Below are 12,119 nucleotides of genomic sequence, written 5' to 3'. Positions count from 1 at the left end.
GCCAGCCTCATGCTCCTGCAAGATGCCAATGATCTGCTCTTCCGTCAGTCGTGCCTTCTTCATCGTCCGTCCTCTCCATGGGCCGGACTCTAATCGCAGATGGAGGAAAACTCCCGTGGCAGGTCAAAACTAGCCGAAAACTCCAGATTCAAACGATCCAGTTTCTAGGGGGCAGAGCACATGCTGATGTCCGTATGCATGGTTTCTAGAAGCTCGGGGATGCCGCCGTAATTGTCGGTGCGAATAGCGTCCATGGTCGTTACTCCGTGGGTTAGAGGGAAGGGTCATTTAAAGGGGCGCGCTCGTGTGCGCGCAGGATGGCAAGGCCTTCGTCCAGGGCGTCAATGTGCCGATCGATGAGCGCTGCCATGCCGCTGTCGCTGGATTGAAGACAACTGCCGTCATGGATCAGGACGGCGTCAAGAGTGGTGCTGAAGGCCCGCAGGGCCACAACGCCACGCTGCATGTCGTCGATAATGATGGCGCGGTCTTTGAGGGGAATCTTGGCGATTTGCATGGAGAACTCCTTTCCGGGAGAGTGGAGATGAGGGGGCAGCGGGGCTTAAGAAGCTTGAGAGCGTCGGCTTTGCCGTAGATGCTGAGCACCGCGTTCTTCAGGTTCGAAAGGCGGATGGAGGTGCCTTGGGTTTCGGCCTTCGCGCGTTGCAGGACACGTGCGAGATTGCGGGCGTTGGTCTTGCTGCCGAGCACGCGGATCGCCAAGCGGGCATGCTCGCCTTCGGCGCCATAGGCTTGTGCCAGCCTGACGCAATCCTCACCGTCAAGATTAGGGAGATGAACCGTCATGCCGATCCGGTCATTGATCTGTTGCAGGGCGCGTTTATCGCGCTTGCCCGCAGAGGCGATGCGCTCGGAGTTTCCGCTCAGGACTAGCGCGAAGCCGCAGAAGCTCCCGCTTCGTCCGGTCTTCGGCGGTCTGGAATTCATCGACAATCAGGAGGTCTTTCCCTCCAACGGACCAGTTCATGCGGCGTTTGAAGCTCGAAATGACCTGATCGCAAAGGTCGCGCTCGTAGGCGGTGGGGCTGTAATAGACATCGATCGCATCAAGCAGGCCACGATACAGGCCACCGGTCGATTTCTGCTGTTCGCCGATTTCGAGATAAGCTTCGTCAAATTCCTTGAGGATATGGCACAGGGCGGTGGTCTTTCCGCGCCCCGGTTCGCTGATGACATGGGAGGGATAGGGGGGCATCATGGCATTCCTGACCGCATCGCGCACACGCTTGACGGCCTTGATTTCCACGAAAACCGGGCTGATCCACGGGGTGGTCAACATCACGATACCTTCCGTTCATGAGGGGCGAGGGGGATGCGCCGCGCTTTATCGATCATGCGCACCTCGTCCTGTTCCTGTTCTGGAGACTTGTCTTCGGGTGCTGAGATTGGCAGGCGGGCGAGGCCCTTGCCGCCCAATCCGCTGACCGAAACCACTGCATCTGGCGTGTTCGGGATCACGTCGCCGCGCCGCTCACCATAGGCAAGCAGTTCCTCCATCATGTCGATGTCGGGAGCCGACTTGCTCAGGTCAGAAATGGCCTGATTATAGATTCCGGTGCGGCGGGCGCTTTTCTTGGCTCCGCGCTGGTCCAGAACGTCAAACGGCGTGTCGGCATGGGCGAAGCCGATCGGATTGCCTTTGCCATCGGTGATCCGCAGGTTTTCGAACCCATGATACTTGGGAATGTGAACCGTAGCCGTCATGAATGGCTACACCGCGCTCGGCATACCTGTCACTGAGGTCGTGGAATAAGTCTGTCCGGGGATAGGGGAACCTCGCCTAACAGCCGAATTGCGCAAAAGAGTCGCGTGATCGAGACGAAAGAGAAGTACTGGCTGGCCTGGCGGGAGGAGCCCCCCGATTACCGCGACGGGGTGGACAGCCGCGACAAGCGCTACCTAGCCGATCCGCCCGGCATGTCGCCTTTGGACAGCGCGATCCTGCGGCTTTGCGTACCCTCAGTATGCCCGCCACAGAAGTCGTAGGCCAGCTCTCTACGGCGGAGGGCAGAGTTCCGGCTCTCGGGCAGTTTGCGCAACACGGCCGAGTATACTTAAACCGGTGTACGGCACTCTGATGGCTGATGAGCCGCGATCCGCGCAGAAATAGCCGCGCGCTTGAGCGGCTTGGTCAGGTAGTGATCGGCGCCAGCCTGAAGGATGGAGATGTTTTCCCCCTCCATTGCATAGGCGGTCAGCGCACAGATCGGCACGCGATTTCCGGTCCCCTCTTCCTCGGCGCGAATGGCGCGGATGGCCGCCTTGCCATCCATCTCTGGCATGGAAATATCCATGAAGATCAGGTCTGGCTTGAAGCTGCGCCACATCTCCACCGCTTCGCGCCCGTTGTCCACGAAGCGCAGATCGACGTCGATGTCCTTGACCATTTTCGCAAAGACCAGCTGGTTCGTGCGGTTGTCCTCGGCGGTCAGGACGCGCATCTGGCGCAGCGTGGCATTTTGCGCGACGGGGGCCGGGGCAGGGGTGGCTACCGGCGCGGCCACTTCCTTCGGCTTGCGCTGGCGCGACAGTTGCTGGAGCATCCGGTAAAGGTCCGACCGCAGGATGGGCTTTTCCATGCAGTTGATCATGGTGTCCGCGGCGCGGGACCGGGCGCAGGCCGCGGGATCGGCCGTCATCATCACCACCGGCGTCTCTCCACCTTGTCCGCGCAGTTTCGCGGCCAGTTCGGCGGGGTTCATATCGGCCACGTTGGAATCCGCCAGGATCACGTCGAAATCCGCGCCGCCATCGATCAGCCGGTAGGCCTCCGCCGCACTGCGCACTGCGGTAACGGTGAGGCCATAGGCCTCGAGCTGGCGCTCCAGGACCATGCGGTTCACCAGCATGTCGTCGATCACCAGGGCTGCGCGCAGGGTGATGGGCTCGCTCTTCTGCGCCGGAGATTCCACCACCTCATCCGCGACCAGATCGAGTTCGAAGCCGAAGCACGACCCTTGCCCGAGCTCGCTCTTCACCCAGATCTCGCCGCCCATCATCTGCACCAGGTGACGGGTGATCGACAGCCCGAGCCCGGTGCCTTCGAACCGCCTGTTCGCGGCCGATTCCACCTGATTGAACTCACCGAAAATATGCTCCAGATCGTTCGGCCCGATCCCGATGCCGGTATCCTCCACCGAGAAGTGCAGCTGATAGTTCCGCTCGGTCTGCTCGAAGCCGACAACGCGCGCGAGCACATAGCCCTCCGGCGTGAATTTCACCGCATTGCCGATCAGGTTGGTGAAAATCTGCCGGATCCGGCCCGGATCGGCGATGAACCGGGTCGGCAGGAACAGGTCGTAATCCACGATCAGGCGCAGCCCCTTGTCGCGCGCAGCGGGCAGCAACAGCGCCATCACCTCGTGCAGGCAGCGTTCCAGATCGAAGGGCTCCGGATAGAGCTTCATCCGGTCGGCCTCGATCTTCGAATATTCGAGGATCTCGTTGATGATCGACAGCAGCGCCTCGCCGGAGGTGCGGATCGTGTCGGAGTAGAGCTTCTGGTCCCCGGTCAGCTCGGTTTCCGAAAGCAGCTCCGCCATGCCGACGATGCCGTTCATGGGCGTGCGGATCTCGTGGCTCATGTTGGCCAGGAAGGCGGTCTTGGCGCGGCTCGCGGCCTCCGCACGCCGGCGCGCCTCTTCCAGCTCCTCCTCGCGGGTCACGGTTTCGGTGATGTCCTGCACCAGGCAGACGAGGTCTCCCTCGGCGCCCCAGCGGTCGGTCAGCTTCACATGGCGCCCCGACATCGTGCGCAGCACCACCGGCGTCAGGCTGTCGCGGTGGATCCGGGCCAGCATGCCGCCCTGCCAGGCATTCGCGTCGCGCCCCTCCATGTCGATCATGCCCTCGGTCGCGAGGATGCGCATCACGGCGGCATAGCTGATCCCGGAGACGAGCGCGCCCCGCGCGCGAAACAGGTCGTGATAGGCGCGGTTCGCCGTCACCAGGTTCAGCCCGTGGTCATAGATGGCAAAGCCGTCGCGGATGGTTTCCAGCGCGTCCCACAGCCGGCGTTGCGCGTTGCGCCCCTGCGTCAGTGCGCGCTCCAGATCCGAGCGGTAGCGCGTATTCTCGCCCTTCAGCGAGGCAGCCTCGGTCAGCGCCTGCTGCAGGCCCTGTTTCTGTTCGGCGATCTGGTCCGAGAGCGTCTGCGCATGCATCGCCAGCTTCTGGTTGGCCACATGCAGCTCGCGCCGCAGCTCGTCCATCTGCCGCTCCGCGGCCAGCCGGGCGCGGCGCTCCTTCATCAGCCTGTCCGAAACACCTGCTTCCGTGCTCTGCATCCGAATCGTTCCCGAGCCTCGCACGCCCGTCTCCTGAGTACTGCGGGCAGACTGGCAGCGGCGCGTGAATTTATACTTAACCCCGCTGCGCGCCCGGCGCGGCCATTGAACCGGCCCGGGCGGCATGCGACCATTCCGGCCTGCAGGATGGAGGAGATCATGCCCCGTTTCGTTGCGCCCTTGCTGCTGGCGATGACCCTTGCCGTGCCCGGATGGGCGGATCCGGTGCCCGAGCGGCGCATCTCCTATGCGGAGGGCATGGACCTGAAGGGGCGCGACCTGGCGCAGATCTTCGATACCACGCCCGAAGGCTGCGAGGCGGCCTGCCTCGCGGATCCCGCCTGCCAGGCCATCACCTTCAATGCGCGCAACAATTCCTGTTTCCCCAAGGCCGATGTGCAGGGCATGTCGCCCTATCAGGGCGCCGTTTCGGGCGTTGTGATCGGTACTCCTCCGGCGGTGCGGGAGCGGGCCGCGCGGCTGCAGGCGGATCTGGCGTTCCTGGGCGATGACGTGGCGCGCGCGGCGCGGATGGCGGGGGACTTCGGCCGCACGCATCTGACCGGGTTTGCCAGCGCGGCCGAGGTGCGGGCCGAGCTGGCCGCGGCCAGCCGGCAGGCGGACTGGGCCCGCGCCCGCGCGCTGCAGGGCGCGCTGATCGTGCTGGAGGATGGCTCCGATCAATGGGTGAATTACGCGCTGCTGGCGCTGACGCAGCAAGATGACCCCGATGTGGCGGTGCTGGCGGCGGTGAATGGCTATCTACGCGCGCCCGCGGCGCCGGCGCAGGCCGAGGCGCTCAATGTCCTGTCGCAGGCGCTGGAGCGCGCGGGCCGCACGCGCGAGACCGTCACCGCGCTGCGCGCCGCCGCTGGCCTTTCGAAGCGGGCCGATATTGCCGCAGCACTTGCCGAGGCCGAGGCGAAATACGGCTTCCGCATCACCGGCGATCAGGTGGAGGCCGAAGCGCCGATCCCGCGCCTCTGTGCGCTGTTTTCGGAGGATCTGGCGCGCTCCGGCGTGGATTACAGCAGCTTCGTGCAGCTGCGGGGCACGGGGCTTTCGGTGGAGGCCGAGGGCAGCCAGCTCTGCGTGGCGGGGCTGGAGCGCGGCGCGCGCGCCCAGATCACCTTCCGCAAGGGCCTGCCCTCCGGCACCGGCGAGCGGCTCGCGAAAGATGTGACCCTCTCCGGCTATATCCGCGACCGTGGCCCGCAGGTGAGCTTCCCGGGCCGGGCCTATATCCTGCCGCGCGGCGCCGATCAGGGCCTGCCGGTGCAGACGGTGAACACTGCAAAGCTGGGACTGACGCTGCTGCGGGTGTCGGACAGGAACCTTGTGGCCGCGCTGCGCGCAGACTATTTCGCGCGCTCGCTGGATGCCTGGGATGCCGAGGGCTTCTCGGACCGGCTGGCCGAGCAGGTCTGGCAGGGGGAGGCCGATGTCGGGCAGGAGCTGAACCGCGAGGTCACCACCCGGCTGCCGGTACAGCAGGTGACCGGGCCGCTCGGGCCCGGGGTCTATGTGCTCAAGGCCGCGATCCCCGATGCCGATCCCTATGAAGCCCCGCCCGCGATGCAGTGGTTCGTGATCTCCGATCTGGGCCTCACCAGCTACAGCGGCACCGATGGCCTTACGGTCGCGGTGCGGCGGCTCTCCGATGCGGCGGCGGTGCCGGGGGCGCAGGTGGCGCTGGTCTCGCGCGCCAATGCGGTTCTGGCCACGGCTGCGGCGGATGCGCAGGGTGTGGTGCATTTCGATGCGGCGCTGGCCGCGGGGCAGGGCAATGCCGCGCCCGCGCTGGTTTCCGTGACCGAGGGGGAGGACATGTCCTTCCTCTCGCTCACCGATCCGGAGTTCGACCTTTCGGACCGTGGCGTGGCGGGCCAGCCGCCTGCGCCCCCCATTGATACCTTCCTCGCGACCGACCGCGGCGCCTACCGGGCGGGCGAAACCATCCATGCCACGATCCTGACCCGCGATGCCACCGCCGCCGCGCTTGCCAATGTGCCGCTGACGGTGCGGCTGATGCGCCCCGACGGGGTGGAATATGCCCGTCAGGTGGTGCCGGATCTGGGCGCGGGCGGGCATGTGGTCTCGCTGCCTGTGGGAGCCACGGCGCCGCGCGGCACCTGGCGGCTCGATGTGCTGGCCGATCCGAAGGCTGATCCGCTCGCCTCCCAGCGGCTGCTGGTGGAGGATTTCCTGCCGGAGCGGATCGACTTCAGCCTGAGCCTGCCCGAGGGGCTGCTGGATGCCGCCACGCCGGCCATGCTGGATGTCTCGGCGCGCTATCTGTTCGGCGCGCCCGGGGCGGGGCTTGGCTATGAGGGTGAGGTGCGGCTCAGTTCTGCGGCCGATCTGCCGGGCTACGAAGGCTATGCCTTCGGCCTGCAGGACGAGCCCTTCGACAGCACGATCGAGGGCATCGGCGCGGGTGAAACCGATGCCGAGGGCCAGGCGAGGCTGGCCGCCACCCTCCCCGATCTGATCCGCGGCGCGGGGCGGCCGCTGCTGGCCACGTTCCAGCTGCGGCTGCGCGAAGGCTCCGGCCGCCCGGTGGAGCGCAGTATTGCCCGCATCGTCATGCCGCCCGAGCCGGTGCTGGGCATCCGGCCGCTGTTCGACGGCGCCCTGGCCGAAGGGGCGCAGGCGCGGTTCCAGGCCGTGGCCCTGGGGCCGGATGCGGCGCCGGTGCCGATGGCGGCGCATTGGCGGGTGAACCGGATCGAGACCACCTATCAATGGTATGCGGTGAATGGTTCGTGGAACTGGGAGCCCGTCAGCCGCCGCACCCGGGTGGCGGAGGGCGATCTCGCCCTCGACGGGCCGCGCGAGATCGCCGTGCCGGTGCAATGGGGCGAGTATGAGCTGGTGCTGGAGGGCGGGGCGGCTGCGGCTTCGGTCCGGTTTCAGGCCGGGTGGTATGCGCCCGCGGGCGTGATCGACAGCCCCGACCGGCTGCAGATGTCGCTCGACAAGCCCGCCTACAGGGAGGGCGAGACCGCGCGGCTGCGGCTGCTGGCCCCGGCGGAGGGCGTGGCGCTGGTCTCGGTGCTCTCTAACCGGCTGGTGGCGCTGCGCTCCGTGGCCGTCCGGGCCGGAGAGAACGAGGTGGCGCTGCCTGTCACCAGCGATTGGGGCGCGGGCGCCTATGTGACGGCTTCGGTGATCCGGCCGCTGGCGGCGGAGGCGGGCCGCGCGCCGAACCGGGCGATGGGCCTCGGCTATGCCGCGGTGGACCCGGGCGCGCGCCGCCTCGATCTGCGACTGGAGGCGCCGGAGGCCTCGGCGCCGCGTGCGCGGCTGCCGGTGACGCTGAAGGTCGCGGGGCTGAGCCCGGGCGAGACCGCCTGGGCCACCGTCGCTGCGGTGGATGAGGGGATCCTGAACCTCACCGCCTTCCGCAGCCCCGATCCGCTCGGGCATTACTTCGGCCAGCGGCGCCTGGGCGTGGGCCTGCGCGACGTTTACGGCCGGCTGATCGACGGACGCGCGGGCACGCCGGGCGCGATCCGCTCGGGCGGCGATGCGGGCGGCATGCAGATGCAGGCGCCCCCGCCCACCGAAGAGCTGGTGGCCTATTTCTCCGGCCCCGTCAGCATCGGCGCCGATGGCAGCGCCGAGCTCGGCTTCGATATGCCGTCCTTCAACGGCACCGTGCGGCTGATGGCCGTGGCCTGGTCGAAGGCCGGGGTCGGGCAGGCCGAGGCGCGGGTTCTGGTGCGCGATCCGGTGGTGGTGACGCCTTCGGTGCCGCGCTTCCTCGCGCCCGGGGATCGGTCGCGGCTGCTGCTGGAAATCGTCCATGCCTCCGGCCCGGCCGGGCGCATGGGCCTCGATGTCAGCGCCGATGGCCTGACGCTCGGCGCCGTGCCCTCGGGGGTGGATCTCACTGAGGGTGGCCGCGCCGTGGTGGAGGTGCCGCTGAGCGCCGCGGCCGAGGGCGCGCAGCCTGTCCGCGTGGCGCTCACCACGCCCGATGGCAAGCTGCTGGAGAAACGCCTCACGATCCCGGTCGAGACCAACGACCCGGCCATATCGCGGCAGTCGCGCTTCGATCTGGCGCCCGGGCAGAGCTTCAACCTGGATGCAAATGTGTTCGCCGGGCTCAGGCCGGGCACCGGGCGGGCGGTGCTGGCCGCAGGGCCGATCGCGCGGTTCGACACGCCCGCGCTGCTCGCCGCGCTGCAGGACTATCCCTATGGCTGCACCGAGCAGGTGACCTCGAAGGCGATGCCGCTGCTCTATCTCTCCTCGGTGGCCAGCGCGCTGGGGATCGCCGCGCCCGAGGATCTGCGCGGCCGGATCGACACTGCCATCGCCCGGGTGCTGACGAACCAGGACGCTTCGGGCGGCTTCGGCCTGTGGCAGGCGGGCTCGGGGGATGGCTGGCTCGATGCCTATGTCACCGATTTCCTCAGCCGGGCCACGAAAGCGGGCCATCCGGTGCCGGATACGGCCTTCCGCAGCGCGCTCGACAATCTGCGCAACCAGGTGAACTACGCCCCGGATTTCGATGCCGCCTCCAATGGCGGCGGGCGGCTGCTGGCCTATCAGCTGATGGTGCTGGCGCGCGAAGGCGCCGCAGCGGTGGGCGATCTGCGCTATTATGCCGATGTGAAAGGCGACGATTTCGCCACGCCTCTGGCCGCGGCGCAACTGGGCGCGGCGCTGGCCGCCTATGGCGATCAGACCCGGGCGGATGCGATGTTCGCCCGTGCCGGGCGGATGCTCACGGCGGCGGATGCGGAAAAGGCCGTCTGGCGCGATGATTACGGCTCGGGCCTGCGTGATATGGCGGCGGTGCTGGCCATTGCGCAGGAGGCCGGGTCGCGCGCGCTCGATACCGGGGCGATCGGGGCGCGGCTGTCCGAGCGGCTCGGCCGGGTGCCGCTTTCCACGCAGGAGGCGAGCTGGACCCTGCTCGCGGCCAGCGCGCTGATCGACCGGCCCGATGCGGGCGGGCTCACGCTCGATGGCGCGGCGCCCGACGGGCCGCTGATCGGGGTGCTGGAGGCCGCCACGCAGGGCCGCGCGCACCGCATCGCGAACCCGGGGGACCGGCCTCAGGTGCTCACGCTGACGACGACCGGCGTGCCGGAGGTGCCCGAGAAGGCTGGCGGCAAGGGCTGGAAGATCACCCGCACCACCTACACCATGGACGGCACCCCGGTGAGCCTTGCCGAGGTGGCGCAGGGTACACGGCTGGTGACGGTGCTGGAGGTCACGCCGCTCGGGCCGCAGGAGGCGCGGCTGATCGTCGATGACCCGCTGCCCGCGGGCTTCGAGATCGACAACCCGAACCTGATCCGCGGCGGCGATATCGCGGCGCTCGACTGGCTCGATGTGACAACCGACACGCGGATGGCCGAATTCCGGCAGGACCGCTTCCTCGCCGCGCTCGACTGGCAGTCCGACGCGCCGTTCCGCCTGGCCTATATCGTCCGCGCGGTCAGCCCCGGCAGCTTCCACCATCCGGCGGCATCGGTGGCCGACATGTACCGCCCAGAGATGCGCGCCAATACCGATCCGGGCCAGGTGGTGATACGGTGAAAGGGCTTCTGGCCCTCGCGCTGCTGCTGGCCGTGGCGGCGGGCGGGCGCGACGCGCTGGACGACTGGATCGCGCGCACAGAGCTGCCCGATCTGCGCGTCGCGGTCGGCACGGAGGTGCTGGCGCGGGATGGCGCCATCCTGCGCGCCTTCCCGGTGGGCGGACAATGGCGGCTCGCGCCCGGCCCGGTGGTCCCGGCCTATCTGGGCGCGCTCATCGCCTATGAGGACGGGCGCTTTTACCGCCATGCCGGGGTGGACGGCCGCGCGGTGCTGCGCGCGGCATGGCAGGGGCTGAGCCGCGGGCGGATCGTCTCGGGGGCCTCCACGCTCACGATGCAGGTCGCGCGGCTGCTGGAGGCGGGCCCGACCGGCAGCATGGCGGGCAAGATCCGGCAGGCGCGGGTGGCGCTGGCGCTGGAGCGGCGGCTGTCCAAGGCGGAGGTGCTGGAGCTGTATCTGCGCCTCGCGCCGATGGGGGGCAATCTGGAGGGGGTGCGGGCGGCCGCGCTTGCGTGGTTCGGCAAGGAGCCGCGCCGCCTGACGCCCGCCGAGGCCGCACTGCTGATCGCGCTGCCGCAAGCCCCCGAGAGCCGCCGCCCGGACCGGCACCCGGAGGCCGCGCGGATCGGGCGCGACCGGGTCCTGCGCCGGCTGGTGGCCGAAGGCGTGATCCCGGCCGATGCTGCGCAGGCGGCGATGCGCGAGCCGATCCCGGCGCGGCGGGATTTCCCGGCGCTGGCCCCGCATCTGACCGGGCGTCTGGCCGCGGCCGCTGCCCCCGGCAGCCGGATCGAGACCACGATCGACGCGGGCCTGCAGCGCGCGGCGGAGGCGCTGGCGCGGCGCGCGGTGGCGGGGCAGGGCGGGCAGGTCTCGGCGGCGATGGTGCTGGCCGATCACCGCAGCGGCGAGATCCTGGCCCAGGTCGGCGGCGCGGAATGGACGGATACCGCGCGCGCGGGCTTTGTCGATCTGTCGCGGGCGGCGCGCTCGCCCGGCTCCACGCTGAAGCCCTTCATTTATGCTTTGGCCTTCGATGATGGCCTCGCGCATCCCGAAACCCTGATCGACGATACGCCGGTGTCCTTCGGCCTGTGGCAGCCGCAGAATTTCGACCGCCAGTTCCGCGGCACGGTGAGCCTGCGCGCGGCGCTCAGCCAGTCGCTGAACATTCCGGTGGTGCGGCTCACCGAAGCACTCGGGCCCGCGCGGCTCCTTGCGGTGCTGAAGCGCGCCGGGGCGGGGGTGGAGCTGCCCGGCACTCCCGGCCTCGCCATCAGCCTCGGCGGGCTCGGGATCACGCTCGAGGATCTGGTGCAGGCCTATGCCGGTCTCGCGCGGCTGGGCAGCCCGGTGCGGCTCTCGGCAGAGGCGGGGCGGGCGGGGCCGCTGCCGGGTGCGCTCTTCGGCCCGGTGGCGGCCTGGCAGGTGGGCGATATCCTCGCCCATATCCCGCCGCCGCCCGGCGCCACGCCGGGGCGCATCGCCTACAAGACCGGCACCTCCTATGGGCACCGCGATGCGCTGGCGGTGGGCTATGACGGGCGGCTGGTGGCAGGTGTCTGGCTCGGGCGCGCCGATGGTACGCCGGTTCCGGGCGCCTTTGGCGGCGAGCTGGCGGCGCCCGTCCTGTTCGAGCTACTGGGCCGCGCCGGGCCGCCCGCGCCGCTGCCGCCGCCACCGCGCGCCACGCTGATCGTGCCGAATGCGCTGCTGCCGCAGCCGCTGCAGCGCTTCCGCCCGCGCGGCGCGGTCAGCCCCCCCGAAGGCCCGCAGCTGAGCTTCCCCCCCGATGGCGCGCAGATCGAGCTGCCGCCCGGCATGGCACTCACGGCGAAGCTGCGCGGCGGGGTGCCGCCGTTCCTGTGGCTTGCGAACGGGATCCCGGTGGAAAGCGGCGTGCACGGGCGCGAAGTGGCGCTGCCGGTGCCGCCGGCCGGGCATGTGACGCTGACCGTGATCGACGCCGAAGGCCGCGCGGCCAGCGCCGAGGTTCGCCTCGGGCCGCCCTGATCGGGGGGTGTCTTTCGCAAACGACCTCGCGGTGAGCCGTGCTGCTGTGGCGCCGGATCTGACGGAAAGCGATCCTCGCCCGGAGTTGATCGACTTTTGCCGCTCGCCATGATTGCCCCTCCGCAGGGGCTGACCTGCCACTGGTATTTCATCCAGCCGCGACCGGAGCCGGTAGCTGATTTACGCCTTTCGGCGTGGGATGAGCAATCGCCCGGCGCGCGGAACCCTCATCGCGTGCAGC

The 12,119-nt window shown here is 68.8% G+C and carries 7 protein-coding genes; 3 read left to right on the top strand and 4 right to left on the bottom strand.

Annotated features, from left to right (window positions below):
- Positions 1–271 precede the first annotated feature (271 nt).
- The 3 genes from ACOMG5_RS16605 to ACOMG5_RS16595 form a co-directional block, all read right to left on the bottom strand.
- Entirely contained in the window at positions 272–517 is a 246-nt protein-coding gene (locus ACOMG5_RS16605; RefSeq protein ID WP_420344903.1) for a hypothetical protein, read from the bottom strand.
- 324 nt (positions 518–841) lie between these two features.
- Complete coding sequence (locus ACOMG5_RS16600; protein ID WP_420344904.1) at positions 842–1,300, bottom strand: AAA family ATPase; 459 nt, start codon at positions 1,298–1,300, stop codon at positions 842–844.
- Entirely contained in the window at positions 1,300–1,725 is a 426-nt protein-coding gene (locus ACOMG5_RS16595; protein WP_420344902.1) for a hypothetical protein, read from the bottom strand. Before ACOMG5_RS16595 ends, ACOMG5_RS16600 begins: the two co-directional genes overlap by 1 nt.
- A 105-nt stretch (positions 1,726–1,830) precedes the next feature.
- Between ACOMG5_RS16595 and ACOMG5_RS16590 the strand changes: the two genes are divergently transcribed.
- On the top strand, positions 1,831–2,007 hold the full coding sequence (locus ACOMG5_RS16590; RefSeq protein ID WP_420344901.1) for a hypothetical protein: 177 nt from the start codon (positions 1,831–1,833) through the stop codon (positions 2,005–2,007).
- Positions 2,008–2,075: 68 nt separating this feature from the next.
- Here the strand turns inward: ACOMG5_RS16590 and ACOMG5_RS16585 are convergent, their stop codons facing one another.
- Positions 2,076–4,307: a response regulator gene (locus ACOMG5_RS16585; protein ID WP_420344900.1), complete on the bottom strand. Its 2,232-nt coding sequence runs from the start codon at positions 4,305–4,307 to the stop codon at positions 2,076–2,078.
- A gap of 159 nt (positions 4,308–4,466) precedes the next feature.
- Between ACOMG5_RS16585 and ACOMG5_RS16580 the strand changes: the two genes are divergently transcribed.
- Positions 4,467–9,863, top strand: a complete 5,397-nt coding sequence (locus tag ACOMG5_RS16580) for an alpha-2-macroglobulin family protein (RefSeq protein WP_420344899.1) — start codon at positions 4,467–4,469, stop codon at positions 9,861–9,863.
- Positions 9,860–11,878 (top strand): penicillin-binding protein 1C, encoded by a 2,019-nt coding sequence (pbpC, locus tag ACOMG5_RS16575; protein ID WP_420344898.1) that lies wholly within the window; start codon positions 9,860–9,862, stop codon positions 11,876–11,878. Before ACOMG5_RS16580 ends, pbpC begins: the two co-directional genes overlap by 4 nt.
- Positions 11,879–12,119 lie beyond the last annotated feature (241 nt).

It is taken from the genome of Paenirhodobacter sp. (assembly GCF_041916475.1).
GTDB lineage: Bacteria > Pseudomonadota > Alphaproteobacteria > Rhodobacterales > Rhodobacteraceae > Rhodobacter.
This window is presented reverse-complemented; position numbering and strand designations above follow the sequence as displayed.

What these genes read in the sequence shown, in the direction of transcription:
- ACOMG5_RS16605 (WP_420344903.1), bottom strand. Translation starts at nt 517, where the DNA reads ATGCAAATCGCCAAGATTCCCCTCAAAGACCGCGCCATCATTATCGAC.
- ACOMG5_RS16600 (WP_420344904.1), bottom strand. Translation starts at nt 1,300, where the DNA reads ATGTTGACCACCCCGTGGATCAGCCCGGTTTTCGTGGAAATCAAGGCC.
- ACOMG5_RS16595 (WP_420344902.1), bottom strand. Translation starts at nt 1,725, where the DNA reads ATGACGGCTACGGTTCACATTCCCAAGTATCATGGGTTCGAAAACCTG.
- ACOMG5_RS16585 (WP_420344900.1), bottom strand. Translation starts at nt 4,307, where the DNA reads ATGCAGAGCACGGAAGCAGGTGTTTCGGACAGGCTGATGAAGGAGCGC.
- ACOMG5_RS16580 (WP_420344899.1), top strand. Translation starts at nt 4,467, where the DNA reads ATGCCCCGTTTCGTTGCGCCCTTGCTGCTGGCGATGACCCTTGCCGTG.